Genomic DNA, 26,252 nt, shown 5'->3' with positions numbered 1-26,252 from the left:
TGATGGAAGTCAAAGAAACCTTAGCAAATATCAATTATTGTAACAGCCTAACCCAGTATTCCAGAAGGAAGACCATTCCGGTCAAAATCGGTGATGTATGGGTAGGTGGTGATAATCCAATTGTGGTGCAGTCCATGACCACCAAAGATACTATGGATACAGAAGGCTCTATAGAGGAGTGTATCCGGATGATCAAAAGTGGGTGTGAGCTGATTCGTATCACCGCCCCAAGCATTAAGGAAGCTGAGAATCTTAAATATATCAAAGAAGGATTGGCTCAAAGAGGTTATTATGTTCCTTTGGTAGCTGATATTCATTTCACGCCTAATGCAGCAGAGGTAGCCGCAAGGATAGTTGAAAAAGTTCGGATCAATCCGGGTAACTATGCCGATAAAAAGAAATTTGAGGTAATTGAGTATACAGACGAAAGCTATCAAGAGGAACTTGACCGTATTCGTGAGCGGTTTTTGCCGCTGGTAAAGATATGTAAAGAGCACGGTACAGCGATGCGGATTGGTACGAACCATGGGTCACTTTCAGACCGGATCATGAGTCGATATGGAGATACACCTCTAGGTATGGTGGAATCTGCTTTAGAGTTTCTTAGAATTTGTGAGGAGGAAAATTACCATGAGATAGTCATTTCCATGAAATCTTCCAATACGCAGGTGATGGTTCAGGCCTACCGGCTATTGGTGGCAAAACTAGATGAAGGAGGCTTTAAGCCCTATCCTTTGCATTTGGGGGTAACCGAGGCAGGAGATGGAGAAGATGGTAGGGTTAAATCTGCTGTTGGGATTGGGACTCTTTTGGAAGATGGTTTAGGAGATACTGTGAGGGTTTCCTTGACTGAAGATCCCGAATTTGAAGCACCAGTGGCGAGGGCTTTGATTGATAGATATACTAAACGTTCAGGACATGACGCCATAAAGGCCATAGATAAATACCCGTTAGACCCATTTGAATATGAAAAAAGAAATAGTCTGGAGGTATTTAATTTTGGTGGCCAAAATGTTCCTAGGGTAATTACGGATATTTCAAAGGTGGACCATATTACCAGAAAGGAAATGAAAATGCTTGGACATTTTTATTTGCCTGAGCTGGATAAATGGAAGATGAATGATGTGGGCTGTGATTTTGTCTATTCAGGGAGTCATCCTGTTTCTTTTATGCTGCCCAATGGGCTAAAAGAAATTGTAGATTGGACTGTGTGGGAAGGGCTTGATGACCATGAAAATAAGTTCCCATCCTATACCCTATCGGAATTTGTGGATGCGTCTGCATACCATCAGGAATTGAACTTCCTTATGTTAAAAGATATTGAGGTCGCGAAAGCGGTTTTGGCTTTGGATGGTCGTAGGGATGTGGTGATTGTTCTTCATAGTGATAATCAACATAATATGCCTGCATTGAGAAGAGCTTATATTGCTTTGATCAATTCAGGGATAGCTTTACCTGTGGTTACAGCTGTTGACTATCAAGAACAAGACGCTGATCAAACCATGCTTTATGCAGCTACTGATGTGGGAGGCCTATTGATCGATGGGCTTGGGGATGGTGTGATGCTTGGTTTGGGAGAGAAGAAGCAGGATGTCCGAGAGGATTTATTGGATACCGTAAAACTTCATAATTCTGTAAGTTTTGGAGTGCTTCAGGCAGCCAGGACCAGAATGTCCAAGACGGAATATATTTCTTGTCCTTCTTGTGGAAGGACGCTTTTTGATCTTCAGGAAACTACGGCCATGATCAGAAAACGCACAGACCACCTTAAGGGGGTTAAAATTGGCATTATGGGATGTATTGTGAATGGCCCGGGTGAAATGGCTGATGCTGACTATGGTTATGTAGGGTCTGGAAAAGGTAAAATAACCCTTTATAAGGGAAAAGAAGTGGTAAAGAGATCAGTGCCTTCTGAGAATGCCGTTGATGAACTCATCAATATTATCAGAGAAGATGGGCAGTGGGTTGAACCAGAAGGGGTTGAGTGATTGTTAGAAAGAGGAGTTTAGATTTAAGCAAAAAGATCAAAAAGCATGGCTGATAATAAAATAAAAGAGTTTTTTCAATTAGGAGAAGTAGGGAACTACTTCATAAGGGTTTTCAAGAAAACCGATCCTAATCAAAAGAGTAATTTGAACCTGCGCATGATGCATGGGATTAATAGAATCTCCATTTTGATATTTTTGGCAGCATTGATCTTCTGGATTGTTAAAAGGTTTATGTAAGTTCCATTACCGCGGCTTATGGACATAGTTTTTTTTAGAGATTATTGTTTGGCAAAATCAGGAGTAACTGAAGATACTCCTTTCGGTCCTGAAACGCTTTGTTTTAAAGTGGGAGGGAAGATTTTTGCCATCACTGATATAGCACTTTTTGAAAGTGTGAACCTAAAATGTGATCCAGAGCGAGCGGTTGAGTTAAGGGAACACTATAGTGGTATTATCCCAGGTTATCATATGAATAAAAAGCATTGGAATACCGTGTCCAGTAAGGGGGATGTGCCGGATCGACTGATTTTAGAATTGGTAGACCATTCGTATAATTTGATATTTAAGGGGCTTCCCAAAAAGCTTCAAAACGAAATTTCCTCATGAGTTTTCTTAAGGTCAGTCAAGTCAGCAAACAGTATGATGAGGAGAATATTGCCCTTCAAGAGTTTAGTTTGCAAGTTCATAAAGGCGGGGTTGTTTCTATGGTTGGTGAAAGTGGTTCTGGGAAAAGCTCCTTATTGAGGATTATTGCAGGTTTAGAAGTTCAAAATTCCGGAGTGGTTCATTTGGGTGACCAGAAGATATTGAATCCCAAAGAAAAGTTGGTTCCCGGTTATGATGAGATTCAGCTGATTCATCAGGAGTATAAATTGTATCCAAATTCCTCTGTGGAGGAAAATATAGCGAGGCCTTTATTATTATATAATAAGGATTATCAAAGGGAAAGGGTAGAGCAACTACTTGATTTACTTTCCCTGCAAGCGCATAGGGATAAAAAGCCAAGACAACTTTCAGGTGGGCAGCAGCAAAAAGTTGCGATCGGTAGGGCGCTTAGTATTGAACCAGAGGTACTCCTTTTGGATGAACCATTCAGTAGCCTTGATGCAATTCAGAAGCGTGAACTGATAGAAGAGTTGAAGCTGATTTTTGAAGAATTGGATGTGACGGTTATCTTCGTGACCCATGATGTAGATGATGCTTTATTGATGAGTGAGGAGTTGATGATTATTCAGAAGGGAAAGCTTAGTCAGCAGGGGAATGTCAGGGATATTTTTAGAAATCCTGTCAATGAGTACGTGGCCAAGCTTTTTGGTAACCTTAATGAAATTCCGGGAGAAGAAAAAACTTATGTCCGTCCATCAGATTTAACTATTAATGAAAGGGACGGGTTGAAGGCGAGAGTGGAAAAACAGCAGTACCTGATTCATTATAATTTGTTGACAGTGGAGCTAGAAGAAGGAAATCTGAAATGGAAAGTAGAGGATACTGCGAGGAAATTCCAAGTAGGAGATGATATCATATTAGACTATGATCCATTGAAGCTGATCCGCTTTGATAAATGATGAGTGTAAAAAAAAAGCTGGTCAAGATAAAAATCTTGACCAGCTTTTTTCTATCGTCTGATATAAAGTCAAATTCAATGCTGGTGACCGTGTTCTCCATGGACATGTCCATGAGCAAGTTCCTCAGGTGAAGCTTCTCTTACTTCCATCACCTCACCATCAAAGTGTAGTTTAAAGTCCACCAAAGGATGGTTAAAGTCTAATAATAAATCTTCTCCAAGGTCTTTAAGTACCTTTGCCTGCATGGGGTATCCCTCTTCATCTATAAGTGGTAGGAAGTTGCCTTCCTGGAGCATTTCCGGCTTAAAGCCTCTTTCTTCTGTCAATTGGGCTTTGGCAATATCCACGATCAATTCATCATCAGCTTCACCATAAGCTTCATTTACCTCGAGGACAAAATTAAAGTGATCTCCTTCATTTTTGTCAACAAGGTATGATTCAAATTTTTCCGGCAAACCACTATTTCCAAATATGAAATAGAAAGGGTCTTCTTGGTCCCTCACCTCGACGCTGAAAGGAGCTGATTCCTCATCAGCTTTGCTTACTTTTAGTTCGTATGTTAGCCCTACTACTTTATTGTTGGAGATTTCCATATATTATGTTTTGCTTTTAAACAAAGATATAAATTTGGCTGATTCTTCCTCATAAAAAGCAAAATATGTAGTTTTTAGTTGTTTTTGATACGGGTGAAATGAAAATGGAGTGCTTTGTAATTTATTGATAGTTTGATGGTTATTGGAAATGAGCTACAATAAAAAAAGGTTAGTCCTCTATGTGAAGACTAACCTCTAATTATATGGTTTTTTACTCTTAAACGACGATATTGACGATTTTTCCAGGTACCACGATGACTTTTTTCGGTGTTTTTCCGTCTAGCCATTTAGTAACATTAGCATCCGATAATGCCGCTTTTTCAATTTCCTCTTTGCTTAAGCTCAAGGAAAGTGGAAGCTTTGCTCTCATCTTACCGTTGATAGAAACAGGGTACTCATGGGCATTTTCAGCCAAATACTCTTCATTGTATTTAGGGAAGCTGGCTTCCACTACTGAGGTTTCATGGCCTAATAGGGACCATAACTCTTCAGCAATATGAGGGGCAAAGGGTGAAAGGATTACGGCCAATGGCTCCAGTATTTCACGCTTATTACATTTCATTGCGCTAAGCTCGTTCACACAGATCATAAAACCTGATACAGAAGTGTTGAAGGAATAATTGTTCATATCCTCTTCTACCTTCTTGATGGTTTTGTGAAGTGCTTTCAGTTCGTCCTTTTTCGGAGCGGCATCAGAAACAGCGAAATTACCATTCTTATCATGGAATAGCCTCCATACCTTTTTTAAGAACTTGGATACGCCATCGATACCATTGGTGTTCCAAGGCTTAAATTGCTCTAATGGGCCCAAGAACATTTCATATAGTCGCAAAGTATCCGCACCATAGCGCTCTATGATATCGTCTGGATTGACCACATTGTACTTGGATTTGGACATTTTTTCCACTTCAGCTCCACAGACATATTTGTCATCTTCAAGGATGAACTCAGCGTCGGCAAGATCTGGTCGCCAAGCCTTAAATTTATCAAGGTCCAAGTGGTCGTTGTACACAATGTTTACATCCACGTGCATGGCAGCAGTATCATAGTCTTTCCTAAGTCCATGACTGACAAATTTATTGGTGCCTTTTACTCTGTAGACAAAATTCGAGCGACCTTGGATCATGCCTTGGTTGATCATCTTTTTGAAAGGCTCCACTATATTGATCAATCCTCGGTCATAAAGAAACTTGGTCCAGAAACGACTATAAAGCAAATGGCCCGTAGCATGTTCAGCACCACCGATGTATAGGTCAACAGCTTCCCAGTAGTTTTGGGCTGCTTTGCTTACAAATTCATCATTGTTTTTGGAATCCATATACCTAAGGAAATACCAGGATGAACCTGCCCAACCAGGCATGGTGCTTAATTCAAGCGGATATTCTCCATCTTTGGTTTTATAGGTCCAATCTTTTGCTCTGCCAAGTGGAGGAGCACCGTCCTCAGTAGGTAAGTATTTGTCTACTTCAGGAAGGACAATTGGGAGGTCTTTTTCTTCCACTAAATAAGGGATGCCATCTTTGAAGTAAACTGGAAGTGGCTCACCCCAGTAACGCTGTCTGGTGAAGATAGCATCACGCATACGGTATTGGATTTTGCCTTTACCGATTTTGTTCTCTTCAAGGAATGCAATGGCTTTGTCCATGGCTTCCCTCATCGGTAATCCATTGATGATATCAGAGTTCATCGCAGTAGCACCCCATCCGTCGAAAGGAATTTCTTCAGTGCTTCCTTCAAGTACTTGGCGAATCTCCATTCCAAAGTGCTTGGCAAATCTATAATCTCTGTCATCATGAGCAGGAACGGCCATCACAGCCCCAGTTCCATAACCAGCCAAAACATAATCTGCTACCCAAACAGGGATTTCTTCACCGTTGAAAGGATTAATGGCATAACTGCCAGTGAAAGCACCAGAGATGGTTTTGACATCACTCATTCGGTCTCTTTCAGAACGGTTTTTGGCTACTTCAATATAAGCTTCTGCTTCAGTTCTTTGGTCTTCAGTGATCAGTTCAGCTGCCAATTCACTTTCTGGAGCCAATGCAAGGTATGTTACACCGTAAATGGTGTCTATTCTTGTGGTAAAGACCTTGATTTTTTTGTCGGAGTCCTTTACTTGGAAAACCATTTCTGCGCCAGTGGAGCGTCCTATCCAGTTACGCTGCATTTCCTTGATAGGCTCATGCCAATCTACTTTTTCAAGGTCATTAAGAAGACGCTCTGCATAGGCTGTTATACGCATACTCCACTGCATCATCTTCTTTCTTTCAACAGGGTGGCCTCCTCTTTCAGAGAAGCCATCTTTCACCTCATCATTTGAAAGCACGGTTCCCAAGGCTGCACACCAGTTTACAGTGGTTTCAGCCAAGTAGGTTAATCTATATTGTAATAATATTTCCTGTTGTTGCTTTTCCGAATAACTGTTCCAGTCTTCAGCGGTAAAGATTTCAGTATCCTCATCACTCACCACATTGATCTTGGCATTTCCTTCAGCTTCAAAAGTTTTGATCAGCTCAGCGATGTCCTTGGCTTTATCAGCATCTTTATCATAATAACTGTTGAACAGTTGCATGAAAATCCACTGTGTCCATTTATAGTAATTAGGGTCTGAAGTTCTGACTTCTTTGTCCCAGTCAAAAGCAAAACCGATATTTTTAAGCTGCTCGGTGTATCTTTTTATATTCTCTTCTGTGGTAATGGCTGGGTGTTGACCAGTTTGGATGGCATATTGCTCAGCAGGCAATCCAAAGGAATCATAGCCCATTGGGTGCAGCACATTAAAACCTTGAAGTCTTTTGAACCTGGTGACAATGTCTGAGGCAATATAGCCCAGTGGGTGTCCTACATGCAGCCCTGCTCCAGAAGGGTAGGGAAACATATCCAAACTGTAAAATTTAGGTTTTTGTGGGTCAACTTTGGCATTGAAGATTTGGGAAGCTTCCCATTTGTCCTGCCATTTTTTTTCTATTTCTTGAAAATTATATTCAGCCATTTTTAGCAAAATTGTTACTTAGAATAGGATTGCTTGCAAAATTAAAAAAATAAATGGGATATGCCTTTGTATTTGCACAGTAAGTCAGGTTAAGTTCGAAGTTTGAGGTGCAAAGTACGAAGAGTGAGAAGAAGAAATAAAAAGCAAGTTCTAAGTATAGTGTCTTATATCTCCTATCTAACTATTACCAGAATCTCCAGCCGCGTTGTCGCGTTCTTCCTCTTCTGAGCCAGTTTTCCCAGATATCCCGAGAGAAATAAATTTCAACCCCGACATTCAGGGTGAAATAACCGTCGTATCGGTGCTTCAGACCGCTACCTCTTCTGATGCGGTGTTGAAAATTGCCATGTTTATCGAAATAGGTCCCGTTTCTGATTTTTTCAACGTCGGGCATGCCGCTATCATCCAACCAGTCAGGGTTTCTGACAGCCAGTCTTAATCTTTCGGGCATTAGGCCTTCGCCGAAGTCTCCATAGCTTTCTAATAAATCCTGATAAAAGTCCTTGATATTAAAAGCACTTATATCATCCATATAATCCGTTAGGGTAAATCTGTAATTCCCTTCTAAGAATAGGTCTGTATATACGTTTAGCTTGTATTTCATTCCTAGCCCCATTGGGAAAACAACAATTACCCCAGGGTATTCCTTTCCTTCCAGTGCCAAAGGGCGGAGGCTGACCCAATCCCCGTCTAATTGTGCTTTAGGGGTATTGGTGCTGGCTCCTACTCCCGCAAAGATGTACCAGTTGAGGAAGTGACGGGTAATATTGTTGAGCTTGACCGGCTTATAATGGTATTCGAATAGAAAAGCCGCTTCAAAATTCCTTGCTCTAAAATGTAGGTTTCTCGGTGTTCTTAAACTACGGGGATCTGCTGGTGGATCTTGGCCGGACATTTGGATAAAGGAACCTTCTAGTCTAAGTCGGGTTTTTGTGCCAATAGTTCTGCGGACATTGGCCGAAAAATTGAAATCCGGCTGTATGCCTTCCTCATATTTCCATAAGGAATAAAGTTCGCCAAAATACTGGGTAACTCCTCCTCCCATTCCTACAGACCAAGCTTCTTCAAACCTAAAGCGATAAAAGCTTTGGGCATAGCTTTCCCATGAAAGGAATAGGATAAAAAATATGAACAGTAAACGCTTCATCCAAAATAATTTGTTCAGTGGGGAAAAACTCGTGCTTCTATTGCCTTACTTTACGTTAATCCTACTTATTAATGTAAATAAACAACTAATTTTCAAGCTTTTCAAATCCAGACTTTAAATGTAGGTCTCTTTGTGGGAATGGGATTTCTATTCCCTCTTCGTTGAATCTTTTAAATATTTCGTAGTAAAGCTGGCTCTTTAGAACATTGGGTCTATTGATATAATCTGAAGTCCAAACCCTTAAGTTAAAATTGATACTATTATCACCATAATCTGTAAATAAGACATCAGGGCTAGGCTTGTTGAGGACTCCTTCATTATTTGAGGCGACCTCCATTAGGATGGTCTTTACTTTTTGAGGATCTTCTTTATATGAAACCCCTACAGGGAAATTAAAACGGATATTGCGATCATTATGCGACCAGTTGATTACAGGGCTATCGATAAACTGACTGTTAGGGACAATAATGGAGATATTGTCATTGGTGACGACCATGGTAGATCTAGCTGATATTTTGATGACGTCACCATTAACATCTGCTACTTCTATTCTATCGCCTACTTTGATAGGTTGTTCAAAAAGAATGATTAGCCCACTGATAAAGTTGTTGGTGATATTTTGCAGACCAAAACCAATACCTACCCCCAAGGCACCTGCTAGTATACCCAATGCGCTCAAGTCAATTCCTGAATTCTGGACGATGATTACAAAGCCGGAAATCAATAGTGCATAGCGAATAATGGTGCCCACAGATTGTCGGGTGCCAATATTCATATTATAGCGGGTAAGTACTTTATTGACGATGAATTTTCGAATCCATTCTGTTACAATTAGCAAAAGGAAAATAGAGAATGCAATGGCAATTATTTCTCCTACGGTCAGTTTGGATTCACCAAGGGTGATGACCACATATTCCAATAATTCATTAAACTTGTCCAAAAAGGCACTGAATCCGTCCTTCTTCACATCTTGTAAAAGTTCTTCCATGTTTTTCCGGGCAATTGAGATTTAAAAACAGTTGTATGGTACAAAATAATAATATTTATATTGTGAAACCAGTTGTGGGCTAAAGGAATTATTTTTGTGTTGGAAATTATAACACTGATTTTGTTTAGCATATTTGTGTGATCGTAGAGCTAATTAAAGCATGAGCAAGCAAAAAGAAGAGCTGGAACACCGGCTAAAACTCCGAAACGTCATTCTGTCTGACTTTGAAAATATCAGAGATATCATGATCTCGATCTATAAGGAGAAGGAGATGACTTATACCAAGCAAGAGTTTAAGAATCAAATTAAGGCATTCCCAGAAGGTCAGATTTGTATTGAAGACAATGGGAAGGTCGTTGCTGTAGCCTTGAGTTTGGTTGTGGAGTATTCCAAGTTTGGGGATAATCATACCTATGACGAAATCACGGGCTATGGGAAGTTTGATACGCATGATATGGAAAATGGGGATACCCTGTATGGTACCGATGTATTTGTGGACAGAGAATATCGAGGATTAAGATTGGGGAGAAGGTTGTATGATGCTCGAAAGGAACTTTGTGAGAACCTTAATTTACGTTCCATCATCGCTGGAGGAAGGATTCCTGGTTATAAAAATTATGCGGATAAAATTACCCCACGAAAATATATTGAGCTGGTAAAGAACAAGGAGATATATGATCAGGTACTGTCTTTTCAGCTGGCCAATGAATTCCATGTTAGAAAGGTAATCACCAAATACCTTCCGGAGGATAAGGAGTCAAGGGCTTATGCGACGTTGTTGGAGTGGAATAATATCTACTACGAAAAGGAAGAAAAGCTGATTGGTAACCAAAAATCCATAGTGAGATTGGGCTTGGTCCAATGGAAAATGCGTCGATTTAGTGATGTGGATGATTTGATGCAGCAAGTGGAATTCTTTGTTGATACCGTTTCAGGCTATAAATCGGATTTTTGTTTGTTACCTGAATTCTTCAATGCACCCTTGCTGGCAGATTTTAATGATATGGATGCTTCAGAAGCGATCAGGAACTTAGCAGATTATACAGAGGAGGTTGTTCAGAGAATGCAGGATCTCGCCTTGTCTTATAATGTGAATATAATAGCGGGAAGTATGCCTGAATATGATGGGAAAAGACTTAGAAACGTGAGTTATCTCTGCCGAAGAGATGGTACTACAGATAAACAGTATAAACTTCATATAACCCCTGATGAGCAGTCATATTGGGGACTGCAAGGAGGGAATGGCATTCGTGTATTCAATACTGACGCAGGAAGGATTGGTATATTGATATGTTATGATGTGGAGTTTCCTGAATTGGGAAGGATTTTGGCTGAGCAAGAGATGGATATATTGTTTGTCCCATTCTGGACTGATACCAAAAATGCCTACCTTCGCGTGAGTACTTGTGCCAAGGCCAGGGCTGTGGAAAATGAGTGTTATGTAGCGATTACAGGCTCGGTAGGCAACTTGCCAAGAGTGGAAAATATGGATATACAGCATTCTCAGGCAGCTATTTATTCCCCTTCAGATTTTTCGTTCCCGCATGATGCCGTTGTGGCGGAAGCATCACTTAATACTGAAACCACAATCGTGGCTGATGTGGATCTTGACTTGTTGACGAAATTGAGGAAGGTGGGAAGTGTCAGGAACCTAGATCAAAGAAGACTTGATTTATATTCCATACAATGGAAAAAAAATAATTGATTATGAAGAATTACCTTAAGGATATTCCGGAAGAAATTTATGAAAAGGCCTCCAAAATCAAATTGCTTATTACTGACGTGGATGGCGTTTTGACAGATGGGGGAGTGATATATGATGATCATTATCTCGAATTGAAAAAGTTCAATGTCAAGGATGGCTTGATCGTGAAAGTTTTGCAAAACAATGGAGTGATGATCGGGGCGATAACAGGACGTAATTCACCAGTGGTGAGAAGTCGGTGTAAGGAGCTTGGCTTTGATTTCCACCACCATGGCATCAGGGATAAGAGAGAAAAACTTTACGAGGTATTGGAGGAATTTAATCTGAAATTGTCCGAGGTAGCTTATATCGGTGATGATTTGATTGATTTGCCTATCCTTACTAAAGTAGGTCTTTCTGTAGCGCCATTGGATGCCTTGCCTTATGTAAGAGATGAAGTGGACATGGTTTCTTCATTAATGGGAGGAAGAGGCGTTTTCCGTGAAGTTGGAGACTTGATATTGAGCTCAAAGGGGCTTTTGAAAAAGATTATTAAAGAATTGATAGAAAAATAGCATCATGCAAGTATTTAAGCAGGCCATGAAAATCACTGATGAGGTGGTTTTGGGCAAAGATAAGCCAGTATTGTTTTCGGGCCCATGTGCCGTGGAGAGTTTTGATATCTGCATGGAAATAGGTAGCACGGTAAAGGAAGAGGCAGAGAAGAACGGGTTTTCGTATGTTTTTAAAGCATCATTTGATAAAGCCAATAGGACTTCCTCTGGGTCTTTTCGTGGAATTGGAATGGACAAGTCTTTGGAAGTACTCCAAAGAGTAGGGAAGGAACTTGGCGTGCCAGTAGTCACTGATATTCATGAAAGTTACCAAGCCAACGAGGTGGCAGCGGTGGCAGATGTCTTGCAGATTCCAGCATTCTTATGTAGGCAGACTGATTTACTCCTGGCCGCAGGAGAAACAGGTAAAGCCATTAAGATCAAAAGAGGTCAATTTATGGCGCCTGAAGATATGCAATATGCTGTCAATAAGGTGAGGTCCACCGGTAACGATAATGTCTGTCTTACTGAGAGAGGTTTTACAATGGGGTATCATAATTTGGTGGTGGATATGAGGTCTTTGCCAACCATGAGGCAGTTTGCCCCTGTAGTTTTTGATATTACCCATTCTGTACAGCAGCCAGGTGGGCAAGGAGGTTCCAGTGGTGGTCAGAGGGAATTTGCTCCATTTTTGGCCAGAGCAGCAGCAGCTACTGGTGTGGATGGATTTTTTATAGAAACGCACCCAGAGCCAGCCAAAGCGCTAAGTGATGGTCCAAATATGATCCCTTTGCATAGGATGGCGGATTTCTTAAGTATGCTTAAGGAAAGCTGGAGTCTTGGTCAACGTTATATGAATTTTGAAGTTCAATAATAAATTATAAAAAAGCCGATTTGATCGGCTTTTTTATTTTTAAATTCAAGGGAATAAATCTTTGTTTATGAATAAGATCATTTTTGTTTTAGTCATTTCCTTTTTCTCCATTTTAAGTTTGCAAGCACAATCCAAGGAGCTAGGGGTTGCTTCCGAAATCAGGAATATATTGGAGTCAAGCAGCCTTGGAGAGCTGTCTCATGATTCAAAAGTGAATTTTAGCCAGTATGATTTATTGATAAAATTTTATTCCAAAAGGGAGTTTAAGGAAGCATGGACCAAGGAAGGTGGTTTAAGCAGTCAAGCTTTGGTCCTTAGAGATCAGGTCAGGGAGTCATTGTATGATGGCTTGGTGCCTGAAGATTATTATTTGGGCCAACTTGATGATATTATCATGAATTTTGAGATTGAGAAGATGGGAGAGAATGCCCTGCAGTTGGCTTATGTTGATTTGATTTTTTCCGAAAGCTACCTGAAGTTGGCCACTGACCTGTATAAGGGGAAAACCCCACAAGAGGCTATTAAGACCAATTGGCAAATTCAGGCTAAGACGGTGAAGGTTAAGTTTGAAGAAGTGCTTGAAAGTGCCGTCAAGGGAGATTCCATAGGGCAAAGTATTAGAGGCTTTTGGCCGGAGTATAAGGTTTATGCGAATATCCGGGAGAGTTTAAGGGACTATTATAAAATGGCCTCTTCCCAAGAAGAGAATACGCCTGAATTGGAATATAAAAAACTTATAAAGCTTGGCGATAGAAACCGACTAATTGTTGAAATAAGGTCAAGGCTTATTGGAGAAGGATCAGAAGTAGATAGTGAATTGTATGATTCTGCCCTTTTGAAGGAGGTATTAAAGGTTCAGAAGCGCTTTGGTCTAAATCCAGATGGGGTGATTGGTCCAGCAACTATTAGTGCTTTGAATGAAACCCCCGAAGATATGATCCTGCGCATAGCTGTTAACCTAGAAAGACTTCGGTGGCTACCCGATACAGTGGTTGAGGATAAGTTTATTATGGTAAATATTGCCAATTATCAACTGGATTATGTCCAAGATAATGGTTTGGATACGCTTTTCAGTTCCAAGGTGATTGTAGGGAAGCAGTACAGGTCGACTCCAGTGTTTAATGGAGAAATGTCTTATATCGTATTCAGTCCAACATGGACTGTGCCATTGTCTATTGTAAGGGGAGAGATGATTCCCAAGATTAAAAGAGATCCAAGTTATTTAAGTAGGAATCATATGAAGATTCTGACTTATTCGGGAAAGGAGGTGGATCCTGCGGGTTTGGAATGGTCTACAGTTTCGGTAAAGAATTTCCCTTATATGGTCAGGCAATCACCTGGGCCCCATAATTCATTGGGGTTAGTGAAATTTATTTTCCCCAATAAATTCAATGTCTATATCCATGATACTCCCAGTAAGTCACTTTTTGATAAAGATATAAGGGCATTCAGTCATGGTTGTATCCGACTTCATAAGCCGGCAGAATTTGCTGAGGTCATATTGCAAGACAACGCTTTATGGGATAAGGAAAAAATCTATGAAGCCATGCATTCTGGAAAGGAAACTGCTGTGATGCTAAAGAAAAAAATACCTGTAGTGATTTTGTATCTCACTTTTTGGACAGATACAGGTGGCAAGAACTATATTAGAAAAGATATTTATAACAGGGATGAAGAAATTGCCAGGGCACTTTTTCAGTAAGAATGAATTTGCATTGTGATTATTGGCAAAGATATGACTTTTAAGGATTTATTTCTTTGCCAATAATTGACTGCTACTGATATATTTTTCCTGTGGGGCATAAATGAATAGGCAGCTTTCATCTTTGATGGTATTGATAATTTCCTCGTAAACATCCATAGGTAAAGCAGGACAGCCCAGGCTCCTTCCTAATCGACCGGCTTTTTGGATGAATTCAGGATTGGCATATTCTGCGCCGTGAATGACGATGGCCCTTTTACGGGCATTGTCGTTTAGGCCTTCTTCCAGTCCGTCGAGTCTTAGGGAATAACCATGTTTTCCGTAATAGGTTTCTGCTGTAAGGTAAAAGCCAAGACTACTCATAAAGCTGGAATTGGTATTGGAAAATTTGGTAGCCATAAGGTTGCCACTATTTCTTCCATGAGCGACATAAGTGTGATGGAGAATGCTGCCCTTTAAAGGGTCAATAGTCCAGAGTCTTTTGGATGATGAAGGAAGGCTAAAGTCGATAATTGTCAAAGGTTTGTTAGGGGATATTAAGCCAGATTGGATTAAATTTAAGTATCCGGATACACCGTGATTCAAGGCTTCCTCAGATAATGGGGTTTCAAAATTCTTTTCTAATAACCCTTTCTTTATTTTTTGAATGATAGCATCTTCCAAATTTCCAGATATCGTTGAGGTAGTCACTGAACTAACTTCCCTAATTGGTGTATAGGAAAATAAGGCCATGCTGATCAAAATCGCCAGAATAAATCCATTTTTTTTCAACATAAGTAATAAATATTGGGATTGTTTTTTAGGTGAATGGATGGTGTAATCTATTGTAAAACAGGTTGATAGGTTTCTTAGTTCAAAACGTGGAAATAAAGTGTTCATTGTGAAAATGAACCGAAAATGTAATTATTGATGTTCTTAACCTTGAAATACCAGACAAAACCTGTTCATTGGATCGCTTTTACTGAGCTTAATCGTAGAATGAAGTGCATTTGAAATATTATTTGGTTAGTTTTGCGGTCTTAAAATATAACAAGCAGTTGATTTAAAGAAACTTGGTATTTAAAAATGAACTAAGTTTTTCAAATCGTAAAACATTATTAAGAAAAAATATGTTTTGATAGGAGATGTTGGGATATGCAGATCACCTATCAGACAGATTTAAACAGTTGAAGTAATTATATGAAAGTATCGGTTTACCGAAAGGAACATTTTAACGCGGCACATAGATTGTACAACCCTGAGTGGTCAGATGAAAAAAATCAATCAGTTTTTGGTAAATGTAATAACCCGAGCTTTCATGGGCATAATTATGAGTTGGTAGTTAAATTGGTAGGTGAGATCGATCCTGAGACAGGTTACGTATATGATATGAAGGTGTTAAGTGATCTGATTAAGGAGAGGGTATTAAAGAAGTTTGATCATAAAAATTTAAATCTTGATACAGATGAATTTAAAAAACTCAACCCAACTGCAGAAAACATTGCTGTGGTTATTTGGAATATTTTAAGAAAAGAAATTGAAGAAAAATACGATCTAACGGTTCGATTATATGAAACAGAAAGGAATTATGTTGAATACGACGGGGATTAATATAGATAGGTCTATAGACGAAATTGGGGATGAGCATATTGGGACTTCCCATGAGACTCCTTTGAGAGAAGATGCTTTTGAGATGGATGATGAATTGAAAATGGAGCTTATCGAAAAGCATTTTAAGGAGATCATGAATGTTTTGGGATTGGACCTGAAAGATGATAGTCTCAGTGGAACTCCTCGAAGAGTGGCCAAAATGTTTGTTCAGGAAGTTTTTAGTGGCTTAGATCCAAAGAATAAACCTGATGTAAAACTTTTTGAAAATAAATATAAGTATAGTGAGATGTTGGTGGAGAAAGACATCACTTTCTTTTCCCACTGCGAACATCATTTTGTGCCCATATATGGTAAAGCCCATGTAGCATATATTTCTAATGGTCATGTAATTGGTTTGTCCAAAATCAACAGGATCGTTCAGTATTTTGCCAAGCGTCCACAGGTACAGGAAAGGTTGACCATGCAGATAGGAAATGAGTTGAAGGAGATTTTAGGAACGGAAGATGTAGCAGTAGTAATCGATGCGCATCATATGTGTGTTTCTTCAAGAGGGGTGAAAGATGTAAATAGCAAAACAGTTACTTCCTTCTACAGTGGCAAGTTTGATCAAGAAGAAAAGACAAGAGCTGAGTTTATGCAGTATATCACGATGAAATAAATCTTAGTTTTCTGATTAAATTATAGAAAGACCGAAGTTGTTTTACTTCGGTCTTTTTTTAGTGGTGGATTTTGGCTTTTCTAGTTTGATTAGGTTTAATTTTTTGTCTTTTAGGTGAGGGGTGATGTTCATTGTTTTCAATATAAATCGTTGGGATGATCTATTAAATGAAAGCTTTTTTTGTTAATTGTGAAAAAACTGTTTAACTTCCAAATTGTTGTTGAAAATTTCATGTATCAATTTTATAGATGAGTATTATTTTATTTTATTGATTTTTATTGATGTTTTTAACTTTTGAGTAGCCCATATAACCTTTATTATGCCCTTAATTAAAGCGTCCTATAGATATAGTGAGGATAGTCAGTTGTGGACTGATATGAAATTTGGTGATCGATTAGCTTTCGATCAGATTTTTAATGATCATATTGAACATCTGCAGGCCTATGGTAAAAGTTTTTCCAATGATGATGATTTAATAGATGATTGCTTGCAGGAGGTTTTTTGTAGGATATGGCAGAAGCGGGAGAAGCTAAAAGACACGAACAATATCAGGTACTATTTAATGGCAGCATTTAGGAATGAGTTGCTTAAAGTCCTAAAGAAAAAATACAAGAGATACTCTTTGATCGGAAGGTTTATGCCAGAGTCTTCAATTGATTTTAATGCTACATTGGAAACGTCTTTTATTGAGGAAGACTCTCGTCAGGAACAAATCCGAGCATTAAACAAGTGTTTCGAAAAGCTCAGTTCCAGACAAAAGGAAATTATCTATTTAAAATACTATAATGGGTTGAGTTTGGAGGAAATTGCGCAGATATTGGCGCTAGATAAGAAATCTGTTTATAATGCGCTTTCAAAAGCGATGATGATATTAAGGAAAAACATGTCTGCTTAATTTTTAGACATTGGTGATGGGGCTTTTGCTCTTATTTTTTATTATGAGAATAAAAAACGGAAAATATATTTCTTTCTATTTCTGTTTTATCAATTAGACAAATACGGTTTTATCTATCTGCTTCCTACTGGTGCGGGAATCGTCCTTCATTGTGGGAAATCAATTTTTTTGAAAAAAAAACATAAAATCAGGGAGTAATTTATATGGTGTTGGGATTTAGGGGTAAAGATAATATCTGAAATACCTTGAAGAACAAGAATAATATATATCAAAAATACCAAGTTGAAGACTTTTTGGTGGATGAGTCATTTATTGATTGGGTAAATGGAAGGGATTCCAAGGTTGATTGGGAAGAGGTGATTTTTTCTTTTCCCCATTTACGACCACGTTCTGAAGAAGCAAAGCGTATCCTCCAAAAACTAAATTTTGATCAAGAGATAGATCCTGATAGAATTTCAAAGCTCCAACAGCGAATCAACAAGCAATTAGAGCAATCTGAGCATTCGAAAAAGGAAGCTCATGTGGTGGCCTTACATGATAGAAAGACTTATTATCAATATAAAGCGCAAAGAAATACTTACTGGGGATGGATTGCTTCAGCAGCTGTTTTGATAGTTGGGATTGTTGGTACATGGTTTTGGGAGTATTCGGAAGAAACCGCTCCTGTTATCAAAGAAGTGCCTTATGTGACCAAGACTACAAAGAAAGGGCAGAAATTAACAACAAGGTTAAGTGATGGGACGATTGTTACCCTGAATTCAGTCAGCCAAATACATTTTGAAGAAATATTTAATGATACCGTAAGGTATGTTTCCTTGGAGGGAGAGGCATTTTTTGATGTAGCAAAGGATGTTCGTCCATTTCGGGTAAAATCGAATGGTACGGTAACTACAGCTTTGGGAACTTCTTTTAATATCAAGCAGCAAAAGGAAAAGGTAAGTATCTCCTTGGTTACGGGTAAAGTGGGTGTCAATATGGTCAGTAAGACAGGGATGAAGGAATCTACACTATTGGTGCCGGGGGAGCAAGTGGCGGTAGATGTTAAGGACAAAATAAGCTTTGTCAAAGGGAAGTTTGATGTATCAGATGTGTTGGCGTGGAAGCGTGGAGTTCTTTCATTTAACAAGTCTTCCAATGCAGAAGTCTGGAAGGAATTAGAAAAGTGGTATGGAGTGGATCTAATCATCCAAAATTCAAATATCAAAAAGCAGAACTGGGATTATACGGGGAGTTTTGATAATGAGAGTTTGGAAAATGTTCTGGAAAGTATAGGCTTTGTGAAAGGTTTTAAGTTCGAAATCAAAGGAGATCAAGTGAAAATTTATTAACAAATATGAAAACCCAAAATGTTAAAGATTAACTCATCATAAACAAAAAAATCAGGGGCAAAATTATCACCCCTGAGAATCAATTCCTGACATGGGGATGAACGGGAATTGAGCATTATGTTTTAACAGTTATTAATTATTAAAACCAAACAAAAGTATGAAAAAAACATTACTAGAACTTAAATGCCGGCATTGTTTCCTGTTGGTATTGGGGTTATTTATAGGAGTGGTGGGGATTTTACGTGCAGAGGATGAAAAAATGTGGATACTTGGGCAGGAGGAGCCCATTGTGGTGGATGTGGTTTTCAAGAACCATAGCCTCGAAAAGGCTTTTAGTTTAATAGAGAAACAGACTTCTTTGAAGTTTTCTTATGACATTAAGGATTTGGATAAGCGTGTACGTATCACTAAGGTTTTTAACAATGAAAAATTAACTGAAGTTCTGGGTTTTATTGGCAATCAAGCCTCACTGGATTTTATGAGGCTCAATAATACTGTTAATGTGGTAAAGGCAAAATATTCTACAAAGAAAAAAGAGCCCCAGCCTCAAGAGGATAGAACCATTTATGGTGTGGTGAAGGATTCAGAGGGGATTACTATTCCAGGTGCAAATATAGTGGAAGTTGGGACAACGAATGGCGTTGCGGCGAATGTTGATGGTGAGTTTTCGTTGACATTGATTACGGCAAATCCTAAGATCTTGGTTTCTTTTGTCGGGTATAAATCTTTAGAAATGGAAATAGGTGCCTCCAGCAAATATGAAATCATTTTACAGGAAGATTTGGAAGCCTTGGAAGAGGTAGTAGTAGTAGGTTTTGGAGAGCAAAAAAAGGTGAGTTTGGTGGGGTCACAGTCTACCATAAAAGCTGGTGAGTTGAAATTGCCCAATAGAAGCTTGACTAATTCCCTTGGAGGTAGATTGGCAGGTATAGTTTCGGTACAGAGAAGTGGAGAGCCCGGATATGATGGAGCGGATATATTTATTCGTGGTATTGCTACATTTGGCTCAAGTCCGCGTAGTCCTTTGTTAATAGTGGACGGTGTGCCAGATAGGGGGATCAATGATATTAATCCGGAAGATATAGAGAGTTTTACCGTTCTGAAGGATGCTTCTGCTACTGCAGTATATGGAGCAAGGGGAGCCAATGGTGTGATCATCATCAACACAAAATCCGGCCAGCCAGGGAAGCCACAAATCAATGTGGAAGTCAATCATGCAGTTACACAATTTACCCAGTTGCCAGAGTTTGTAGAGGCAGCAGATTTTATGCGCCTATACAATGAAGGTTTGTCAGTTAGAGGTAGAACCCCGCAGTACTCTGAAGAACAGATCCTCAAGCATATTTCTGGTGAAGATCCTGATTTGTACCCTAACGTGAATTGGTATGACGAACTGTTCAACAAATATGGATATAATAGAAGCGCCAATGTGAATGTTAGGGGAGGTTCTGATTTTGCTAATTATTACGTTTCTGCTGGATATTTCTCTGAAACTGGCATGTTGAAAAATGACGAGGTACAATCTTATAATTCTAAGTTAAAAGTTGATCGATTCAACTTCCTGACTAATGTAGATGTAAAGGTCACCAAGACCACTAAACTGGAATTGGGGATTAACGGGTTTATCATCAATGGTAATTACCCTGGAGTAGGAACTGGAGATTTATTTGATCAGGCTACACAAGCACCACCTCATGTTATCCCTACAAGGTACTCCAATGGGCAATGGCCACAAGGGTCAGGAGGGGGGAATATTCCCAATCCCTATCGAAATTTGACTCAGTCGGGGTATGCTACTGAATTCAGAAATACTATCCGATCCAATATTCGGCTCAGGCAGGAACTGGATGCCATAACAGAAGGATTAAGTGCAACTACTATGTTTTCCTTTGATGCCTATGGCTGGAATAATCTGAGAAGAACAAGAAATGTGCAGACTTATTTTGCCACTGGAAGGGATGAAAATGGAGAATTGATTACGCAAGTTGTTTCTCCAGGCTCCGATGTGCTTGGGTTTGAAAATTCTCGTGGGGGAAACAGAAAGTTTTATACCGAAACAGCCATTAATTACAATCGCTCATTTGGTAAGCACGATGTTTCAGGTCTATTACTGTATTATCAATCTGACTATGTGAATGGTGATGCAGGTGATTTAATTGCCTCCATTCCTTTTAGGCATAGAGGCCTTTCTGGAAGGAGTACTTATGGTTATGACGAAAGGTATTTTATCGAGGCCAATTTTGGGTATTCTGGTTCGGAAAACTTCTCCCCAAAGAAAAGATATGGCTTTTTCCCTTCTTTTGGTACAGGATGGTTGGTTTCCAATGAGGAGTTTTTTCAACCTATTAAAAATGTCATCAGCCATTTGAAATTCCGATATACTTACGGGTTGACAGGAAACAGTAATACCAATTCTCGCTTTCTTTTTCAGACAAGAATAGATGGAGCAGATGGTTATACCTTTGGGGTTCCTGGAAATACCAGAGGATGGAGTGGCTTACAGGAAGGTCAGGTGGGTTCTGATGTAACTTGGGAAACCGGTAAGCGTCATAATCTAGGGGTTGAAATCAGTTCATTCAATGATGATCTGTCCTTGATTGTGGAACTTTTTAAAGAACGTCGTACAGGGATTTTGTTGATACAAAATGATATTCCAGGAGCTTCTGGGTTCACATCCAATATCCCATATGGCAATATTGGTATTACAGAAAATAAAGGGATTGACATCACACTTAATTATAATAAATATTTCCCGTCCAGTGCTCTTTTGGACTTTGTGTCGTTTAGGGGGACATTTAATTACAACCAAAATAAAAACGTATATGATGGACTTCCCCCCTGGCAACATCCTTGGGAAAATAGGGTAGGACACCGTATAGATCAGCGATTTGGTTATGTTGCTTTAGGATTATTTGAAGATGAAGAAGATATCCAGAATTCTCCCGAACAGGCTGGAGATATTCGTCCTGGGGATATCAAATACCAAGATCTGAACGGAGACGGGATGATCAATAGTTATGACCAGAAAGCCATTGGTTATGGTTCCATTCCTCAGATTTTGTACGGGCTTAATTTAGGCGTAGGGATTAAACGTTTTGAATTTGTGGTGTTTTTCCAAGGAGCTGGAAAATCTGATTTTATGTACTCGGGAGGAACAGGTACCACTCCTTTTTCAGAAGGTCCAACAAGAGGGAATCTTTACAAAAAAGCATTGGACAGGTGGACTCCCGAAAATCCCAATCCTAATGCCTTTTATCCTAGATTATCCACTAGACAGGATGTGACTACCAACTATTATGGAAGTACCTGGTGGCTGTACAGGTCCGATTATATCAGGTTGAAGAATGCTGAGGTAGCTTATAATTTCAGTATGAAGTCTTTGGAAAAATATGGTATGAAAAACCTTAGGGTTTATGTGAATGGGACCAATCTCTTGACCTTCTCTCCCTGGAAAATATGGGATCCAGAACTTGGTGACGGCAGAGGAACGGCATATCCAAATACTACTGCCATTAACCTTGGTGTAAGAGCTAGTTTTCAATAAAACCTAGAGAAAAATGATGAACTTTAAAGAAATAAAATATAGATTAATTGCTTTGGCCTTAATGGGGCAGTTACTTTTCTCTTCAAGTTGTAATGAGGACTTTTTAAATACTGTTCCTGATAATATCACTACACTAGAGGATGTGTTTACGAACAAAAACATGACCGAAGAATGGCTGGCCAGGATATATAATCCTATTCCCCAAATGTGGGATCAGCCTTACGGTACGCCATGGAGTGGGCAGTCTGATGAAGTAAACTATGCATGGTCACAACCAGCTATCAATTCCGGGGCGCTTACACCAGTAAATACCAGTCCCAATCATTGGGATTGGTATTATCAAACTATTAGGTCAGCAGGTGTTTTTCTCGAAAATATTGATATGAACCAGGAAATATTGGAGCAACCTGGAGGCCCACAGTTGATTGCCCAATATAAAGGGGAAGCCCGGTTTTTGAGGGCATATTTTTATTGGTTAATGATGAAGCAGTATGGGCCAATAGTGATTATGGGGGAAAGCACACTGCCTCCAGAAGCCGATTTTCAGATTCCCAGAAGTACTTGGGACGAATGTGTAGCATATGTACTCTCTGAAATGGATAAAGCCCATGAGCTAGTGCCTGAAAAGCATTTAAACCCCAACAATCCCAATCAGGAGGATTTGCAGCAAACAGGTAGGATTACCAAGCCAATCGTCAAAGCCGTTCAGTCCCAGATTTTACTTTATCATGCTAGCCCTTTGTTTAATGGAAATACAAGTTTAGGCAATTTCAAGAACCAGGATGGGACTGTTTTATTCAACCAAAGCTATGACGAGAGCAGATGGAAAAATGCAGCGGATGCAGCAAAGGAAGTGATCGACATGGGGTTATGGGACCTATATGAAGTAGACCATGAAGATCCTTTTGTGAAGGGATATCTCTCGAGTAAAGAATTGATGTACAATGGTTGGGATACAGAGGGAATTTGGTTGAGACCGGATAATAATGTCTTTTTCTCTTGGGAAAGACATTGTTCTCCAAGGAATGCTAATGGCCAAGCTTGGAATGGTATTGCCGTTACCCAAGAGATGGTGGATGATTTTAGAATGGCCAATGGGAAAAGTATAGATAACCCAACCAGCGGATATACTGAAACAGGTTATACTTCAGAGGCGAGTGAATATTATGCGGCTGGTACGTATAATATGTACGTAGGTAGAGAGCCTAGATTCTATGTCAATGTAACGTTTAATGGGGCTACTGTTCCAGTGGTATCAGTGCCAGGGTCAGATTATGTAGAGTTTTATTTTAGTGGAAATAGTGGTAAGCAAGGTGCCCCTAGGGATTGGCCAATTACAGGATATACGGCAAGGAAGAACATTCATCCAAATTCCGACTTCAGAAGTGGAACAAGCTTTTCTAGGCCAGCCATGATGATTCGTTTGGGTGAAATTTACCTGAACTATATAGAGGCACTCAATGAATATTCTCCAGGCCACCCTGATATATTGATCTATCTCAATAAAATCAGAAATAGGGGCGGATTGGCAGATTATGATGGAAGTACTGATCAGGCTACTATGCGAAAGGAAATCCGCTTGGAGAGGCAGATTGAATTGATGTATGAGGGGCATCGCTATTGGGATGTAAGAAGATGGAAAATTGCGGATACTGAAGAAGACCACCAAGGTGGCGCTTTCCATGGGATGAATATAGAAGAAGGTGGATATATGTCTGATCCCGCATTCCATCAAAGGGTAGTAGCCTTTACTAGGGCAGACTGGAGAGATAAATTCTATTTTTATCCAATACCTCAAAGGGAAATCGACAGGAATAAATCTTTGGTACAGTTTCCTGGTTACTAGTTGGTAGTTAGATTTCAAATTAAAAATGTAGTAAACAATATGAAAAAATATACTTTATTTCATTTAGGGATGATAGGTCTGCTAACAATGTTGACCTTGTCCTCTTGCGAAAATGATGACCTTGAAATCAGTCCTTTTGCACAGATTTATATGCCACAAGCTGTTGATAAGCCCTCCCAGCATACCTTAGTGATGAAAGATAGTGCACAGGCCCTCGTCTTTGGGGCCGCTTATGGCTCCCCAGATGTTTTGGAAATGGAAATGGATATCCAGTTTGAATTGGCTCCAGAAATGGTAGCTGAGTTTAACCAGGAAAATGGAACAGGTTATGAAATGATGCCAGAAGGTACTTATGAATTTTCTGGAAAACAGGCCTTTATCAATTCAGGAGAAATGCAATCCAATTCGTTGAAGATGTGGGTAAACCCTGGTAAAGGTTTTGATTTTGAAACGCAATATTTGCTTCCTGTGACTATCAAATCCGTACAGAGTGATTTGCCAATTAATGAAACGTTGAGGACCACTTATTTTTTAGTGGATGCCAACCCTCCTGTATATGAGGCTTATGACAGGTCGCAATGGGGTGTTTTTGATGTTTCTTCAGAAGAAGTGTCGGGAGAAGGTGAAAATAATGGACATGCCAAGCATGCTTTGGATGGGGATATTGAAACGTTCTGGCATACTCAGTGGCAAGGCGCCTCTCCTGGCTTGCCTCATATTATAACTGTTGATATGGGTGAAAGTAAGTTGATTAACGGTTTCTCTTTTATCCAAAGGCAGAATAGAGGTAGCGGAAATGTTAACGATTTGTTTATTGAGGTAAGCGAGGATGGGCAGAATTGGACCCAAGTGGATATATTCCCGGGAAGTCTTCCTAATGACAATAATAACAACCCTGTTTTCGCTAAGGCTCAACAAAATGCCAGGTACTTTAAGGTGACCATCACTAGCACCCATGGGGATACCAATTTTACCCACATGGCAGAGATTTATGCCTTTTAATTTTATCTAGTAGTTTATTGAGAAAGCTGCTCCAAATAGTTTGGGGCAGCTTTTTTTTGTTTCCACTAGGTATATAAGAAAGTCTCTTTAGTGATCTCCTTATTATGGCTATTTCTGGATATAACCCATAATAGTCATAATGGGCCAGTTCAGCTTGATATTAATCTTGTGTGTTGATTGATAATCAAGTGATTGTCCTATTTTGAAGTAATTGTTTGTTTTAAATTATTGATGTCTAATTCGAGTTTTCCTTGGTTATTGCGAAAATCGTCATTTCAATATCGGCTACCTCCTCCTTTTGGTAGAAAATAGTTCAGGGTTTGTATTACAAATTGTTATTCTGAGATGAGAATATATTTCAATCTGTTTAATTCGATTTCTAATTTTTCCTTAGTTAGTGCAAAAAATGTTATTTCAAAGTCTGCGACATAGTCTTTATGAAAGAAAACAGTTCTATTAAAGGGGTACTTTTGAGCAAAGGGCAGTGGGCAATTTCTAGAATACTCTCCACCATCGTCAAAACCTAATTTTTCTAATATCGATTTGTCATAAAAAATCAGGTTAGAATTAATGGTGTCAGCCTTTAGTTTTGCAGAAATTAAATAAGATTTATTTGTATCATATGAAGGTGAAATTTTTTGAATAGATTTTTCCATTTTATGGCTATTTTCTATAAATGTAAACCCTATTCTTACATCGTCAGAGCTGTTTTTTACAATTAGGAGTATGGTACTAGATAATTTGTGATCTCCACAGGTAAAGGATCCTTTTGATTCACTAAAGGTGTAATTATTTGGTAGATGAAACTTTAGACCTAGATTATTAATGTGTTCTTTAAATTGATCGACTTTATTTTTTTCCTGCCCGAATGCTGCTTGCAATAAGCTTAAAAAAAGGAATGTTAATGATAATATTGATTTAGTCATTTAAAAATTGTTTAATTAAAATTAAATAAGGATTGATAAAATTTTATTTCCGCAATGAATCTAAAGGCTATTAGCTGTTGATAAATCTATTGAAACATCGGGTTTTTCTTGTGTCTGATTCGTGTGGACCATTACGTGATGATTTTTCTGTATTTATGTGCTTATTGAAAAAATGATTAAAAATTATTTGAGTTAAAAGGTAGTTCTTTTATGAGATATAAAATTATATAATGAAAAGTCCTTTTATAGAGGACAATAATAATGGGTTTTCTACTAATTAGATTAAAAGTCAATTACGGCTTCTGAGTTAAATACGTGTCTTTATTGAAAATGTTCTTTTTGGCTTTCTTGAATAAAATAGGAGGCTTTTGGAAAA

General features: G+C 39.0%; 21 protein-coding genes. 15 read left to right on the top strand and 6 right to left on the bottom strand.

Going from position 1 to position 26,252, the window contains the following annotated elements; translation table 11 throughout:
- The first annotated feature begins 2 nt into the window (after nt 1–2).
- Genes ispG through H7U17_RS14505 form a run of 4 tightly spaced genes read left to right on the top strand, consistent with a single transcriptional unit; the run spans nt 3 to nt 3,553 of the window.
- The gene (ispG, locus tag H7U17_RS14520) at nt 3–1,988 is read left to right on the top strand and encodes a (E)-4-hydroxy-3-methylbut-2-enyl-diphosphate synthase (RefSeq protein WP_186757708.1); all 1,986 of its coding nucleotides are present in this window, start codon (nt 3–5) and stop codon (nt 1,986–1,988) included.
- 45 nt (nt 1,989–2,033) lie between these two features.
- On the top strand, nt 2,034–2,225 hold the full coding sequence (locus tag H7U17_RS14515) for a DUF6728 family protein (RefSeq protein ID WP_186757477.1): 192 nt from the start codon (nt 2,034–2,036) through the stop codon (nt 2,223–2,225).
- Nucleotides 2,226–2,243: 18 nt separating this feature from the next.
- The gene (locus H7U17_RS14510; protein WP_186757476.1) at nt 2,244–2,594 is read left to right on the top strand and encodes an MmcQ/YjbR family DNA-binding protein; all 351 of its coding nucleotides are present in this window, start codon (nt 2,244–2,246) and stop codon (nt 2,592–2,594) included.
- The gene (locus H7U17_RS14505) at nt 2,591–3,553 is read left to right on the top strand and encodes an ABC transporter ATP-binding protein (protein ID WP_186757475.1); all 963 of its coding nucleotides are present in this window, start codon (nt 2,591–2,593) and stop codon (nt 3,551–3,553) included. Before H7U17_RS14510 ends, H7U17_RS14505 begins: the two co-directional genes overlap by 4 nt.
- Nucleotides 3,554–3,627: 74 nt before the next feature.
- Here the strand turns inward: H7U17_RS14505 and H7U17_RS14500 are convergent, their stop codons facing one another.
- The 4 genes from H7U17_RS14500 to H7U17_RS14485 all read right to left on the bottom strand — a co-directional run bounded on the left by H7U17_RS14500 (nt 3,628) and on the right by H7U17_RS14485 (nt 9,273).
- A complete protein-coding gene (locus H7U17_RS14500) occupies nt 3,628–4,146 on the bottom strand; it encodes an FKBP-type peptidyl-prolyl cis-trans isomerase (RefSeq protein ID WP_186757474.1) in 519 nt (172 codons plus the stop codon).
- A 217-nt stretch (nt 4,147–4,363) separates the two neighbouring features.
- On the bottom strand, nt 4,364–7,138 hold the full coding sequence (gene leuS / locus H7U17_RS14495; protein ID WP_186757473.1) for a leucine--tRNA ligase: 2,775 nt from the start codon (nt 7,136–7,138) through the stop codon (nt 4,364–4,366).
- 184 nt (nt 7,139–7,322) lie between these two features.
- Complete coding sequence (locus tag H7U17_RS14490) at nt 7,323–8,285, bottom strand: hypothetical protein (protein ID WP_186757472.1); 963 nt, start codon at nt 8,283–8,285, stop codon at nt 7,323–7,325.
- A gap of 85 nt (nt 8,286–8,370) precedes the next feature.
- Entirely contained in the window at nt 8,371–9,273 is a 903-nt protein-coding gene (locus tag H7U17_RS14485) for a mechanosensitive ion channel family protein (protein ID WP_186757471.1), read from the bottom strand.
- A 160-nt stretch (nt 9,274–9,433) separates the two neighbouring features.
- Between H7U17_RS14485 and H7U17_RS14480 the strand changes: the two genes are divergently transcribed.
- The 4 genes from H7U17_RS14480 to H7U17_RS14465 all read left to right on the top strand — a co-directional run bounded on the left by H7U17_RS14480 (nt 9,434) and on the right by H7U17_RS14465 (nt 14,087).
- On the top strand, nt 9,434–10,978 hold the full coding sequence (locus H7U17_RS14480; protein WP_186757470.1) for a bifunctional GNAT family N-acetyltransferase/carbon-nitrogen hydrolase family protein: 1,545 nt from the start codon (nt 9,434–9,436) through the stop codon (nt 10,976–10,978).
- 2 nt (nt 10,979–10,980) lie between these two features.
- Nucleotides 10,981–11,532 carry a KdsC family phosphatase gene (locus H7U17_RS14475; protein WP_186757469.1) on the top strand — a complete coding sequence of 184 codons (552 nt, stop codon included), beginning with the start codon at nt 10,981–10,983 and terminating at the stop codon, nt 11,530–11,532.
- 4 nt (nt 11,533–11,536) lie between these two features.
- Nucleotides 11,537–12,385: a 3-deoxy-8-phosphooctulonate synthase gene (kdsA, locus tag H7U17_RS14470; protein ID WP_186757468.1), complete on the top strand. Its 849-nt coding sequence runs from the start codon at nt 11,537–11,539 to the stop codon at nt 12,383–12,385.
- A 67-nt stretch (nt 12,386–12,452) separates the two neighbouring features.
- The gene (locus tag H7U17_RS14465) at nt 12,453–14,087 is read left to right on the top strand and encodes a L,D-transpeptidase family protein (RefSeq protein WP_186757467.1); all 1,635 of its coding nucleotides are present in this window, start codon (nt 12,453–12,455) and stop codon (nt 14,085–14,087) included.
- A 48-nt stretch (nt 14,088–14,135) separates the two neighbouring features.
- Here H7U17_RS14465 and H7U17_RS14460 read toward each other — a convergent pair whose 3' ends face one another.
- Nucleotides 14,136–14,861, bottom strand: a complete 726-nt coding sequence (locus H7U17_RS14460) for a murein L,D-transpeptidase catalytic domain family protein (protein ID WP_186757466.1) — start codon at nt 14,859–14,861, stop codon at nt 14,136–14,138.
- A 405-nt stretch (nt 14,862–15,266) separates the two neighbouring features.
- Between H7U17_RS14460 and H7U17_RS14455 the strand changes: the two genes are divergently transcribed.
- From H7U17_RS14455 to H7U17_RS14425, 7 genes are all read left to right on the top strand, one after another.
- Nucleotides 15,267–15,677: a 6-pyruvoyl trahydropterin synthase family protein gene (locus tag H7U17_RS14455; protein ID WP_186757465.1), complete on the top strand. Its 411-nt coding sequence runs from the start codon at nt 15,267–15,269 to the stop codon at nt 15,675–15,677.
- A complete protein-coding gene (gene folE, locus H7U17_RS14450; protein ID WP_186757464.1) occupies nt 15,637–16,335 on the top strand; it encodes a GTP cyclohydrolase I FolE in 699 nt (232 codons plus the stop codon). Before H7U17_RS14455 ends, folE begins: the two co-directional genes overlap by 41 nt.
- 319 nt (nt 16,336–16,654) lie before the next feature.
- On the top strand, nt 16,655–17,230 hold the full coding sequence (locus tag H7U17_RS14445; protein ID WP_186757463.1) for an RNA polymerase sigma factor: 576 nt from the start codon (nt 16,655–16,657) through the stop codon (nt 17,228–17,230).
- A 245-nt stretch (nt 17,231–17,475) separates the two neighbouring features.
- Nucleotides 17,476–18,558 carry a FecR family protein gene (locus H7U17_RS14440; protein WP_186757462.1) on the top strand — a complete coding sequence of 361 codons (1,083 nt, stop codon included), beginning with the start codon at nt 17,476–17,478 and terminating at the stop codon, nt 18,556–18,558.
- 157 nt (nt 18,559–18,715) lie between these two features.
- Nucleotides 18,716–22,102: a SusC/RagA family TonB-linked outer membrane protein gene (locus H7U17_RS14435; protein WP_186757461.1), complete on the top strand. Its 3,387-nt coding sequence runs from the start codon at nt 18,716–18,718 to the stop codon at nt 22,100–22,102.
- Between the two features lie 13 nt (nt 22,103–22,115).
- On the top strand, nt 22,116–23,948 hold the full coding sequence (locus tag H7U17_RS14430; RefSeq protein WP_186757460.1) for a RagB/SusD family nutrient uptake outer membrane protein: 1,833 nt from the start codon (nt 22,116–22,118) through the stop codon (nt 23,946–23,948).
- Between the two features lie 39 nt (nt 23,949–23,987).
- Nucleotides 23,988–24,950, top strand: a complete 963-nt coding sequence (locus tag H7U17_RS14425; protein ID WP_186757459.1) for a discoidin domain-containing protein — start codon at nt 23,988–23,990, stop codon at nt 24,948–24,950.
- Nucleotides 24,951–25,285: 335 nt separating this feature from the next.
- Here the strand turns inward: H7U17_RS14425 and H7U17_RS14420 are convergent, their stop codons facing one another.
- Nucleotides 25,286–25,876 carry a hypothetical protein gene (locus H7U17_RS14420; protein WP_186757458.1) on the bottom strand — a complete coding sequence of 197 codons (591 nt, stop codon included), beginning with the start codon at nt 25,874–25,876 and terminating at the stop codon, nt 25,286–25,288.
- Between the last annotated feature and the right edge of the window lie 376 nt (nt 25,877–26,252).

This window comes from Echinicola salinicaeni (assembly GCF_014280965.1).
Classification (GTDB): Bacteria; Bacteroidota; Bacteroidia; order Cytophagales; family Cyclobacteriaceae; genus Echinicola; species Echinicola salinicaeni.
The sequence above is the reverse complement of the archived record's forward strand: the minus strand, read 5'-3'. Positions and strand labels throughout refer to the sequence as shown.

Excerpts from the sequence above, each read along its gene's own strand:
- H7U17_RS14455 (WP_186757465.1), top strand. The coding sequence starts at position 15,267 with ATGAAAGTATCGGTTTACCGAAAGGAACATTTTAACGCGGCACATAGA.
- H7U17_RS14480 (WP_186757470.1), top strand. The coding sequence starts at position 9,434 with ATGAGCAAGCAAAAAGAAGAGCTGGAACACCGGCTAAAACTCCGAAAC.
- leuS (WP_186757473.1), bottom strand. The coding sequence starts at position 7,138 with ATGGCTGAATATAATTTTCAAGAAATAGAAAAAAAATGGCAGGACAAA.
- H7U17_RS14425 (WP_186757459.1), top strand. The coding sequence starts at position 23,988 with ATGAAAAAATATACTTTATTTCATTTAGGGATGATAGGTCTGCTAACA.
- H7U17_RS14490 (WP_186757472.1), bottom strand. The coding sequence starts at position 8,285 with ATGAAGCGTTTACTGTTCATATTTTTTATCCTATTCCTTTCATGGGAA.
- H7U17_RS14505 (WP_186757475.1), top strand. The coding sequence starts at position 2,591 with ATGAGTTTTCTTAAGGTCAGTCAAGTCAGCAAACAGTATGATGAGGAG.
- H7U17_RS14510 (WP_186757476.1), top strand. The coding sequence starts at position 2,244 with ATGGACATAGTTTTTTTTAGAGATTATTGTTTGGCAAAATCAGGAGTA.
- H7U17_RS14465 (WP_186757467.1), top strand. The coding sequence starts at position 12,453 with ATGAATAAGATCATTTTTGTTTTAGTCATTTCCTTTTTCTCCATTTTA.
- H7U17_RS14485 (WP_186757471.1), bottom strand. The coding sequence starts at position 9,273 with ATGGAAGAACTTTTACAAGATGTGAAGAAGGACGGATTCAGTGCCTTT.
- H7U17_RS14435 (WP_186757461.1), top strand. The coding sequence starts at position 18,716 with ATGAAAAAAACATTACTAGAACTTAAATGCCGGCATTGTTTCCTGTTG.
- H7U17_RS14500 (WP_186757474.1), bottom strand. The coding sequence starts at position 4,146 with ATGGAAATCTCCAACAATAAAGTAGTAGGGCTAACATACGAACTAAAA.
- H7U17_RS14475 (WP_186757469.1), top strand. The coding sequence starts at position 10,981 with ATGAAGAATTACCTTAAGGATATTCCGGAAGAAATTTATGAAAAGGCC.
- ispG (WP_186757708.1), top strand. The coding sequence starts at position 3 with ATGGAAGTCAAAGAAACCTTAGCAAATATCAATTATTGTAACAGCCTA.
- folE (WP_186757464.1), top strand. The coding sequence starts at position 15,637 with ATGAAACAGAAAGGAATTATGTTGAATACGACGGGGATTAATATAGAT.
- kdsA (WP_186757468.1), top strand. The coding sequence starts at position 11,537 with ATGCAAGTATTTAAGCAGGCCATGAAAATCACTGATGAGGTGGTTTTG.
- H7U17_RS14420 (WP_186757458.1), bottom strand. The coding sequence starts at position 25,876 with ATGACTAAATCAATATTATCATTAACATTCCTTTTTTTAAGCTTATTG.
- H7U17_RS14515 (WP_186757477.1), top strand. The coding sequence starts at position 2,034 with ATGGCTGATAATAAAATAAAAGAGTTTTTTCAATTAGGAGAAGTAGGG.
- H7U17_RS14430 (WP_186757460.1), top strand. The coding sequence starts at position 22,116 with ATGATGAACTTTAAAGAAATAAAATATAGATTAATTGCTTTGGCCTTA.
- H7U17_RS14460 (WP_186757466.1), bottom strand. The coding sequence starts at position 14,861 with ATGTTGAAAAAAAATGGATTTATTCTGGCGATTTTGATCAGCATGGCC.
- H7U17_RS14445 (WP_186757463.1), top strand. The coding sequence starts at position 16,655 with ATGCCCTTAATTAAAGCGTCCTATAGATATAGTGAGGATAGTCAGTTG.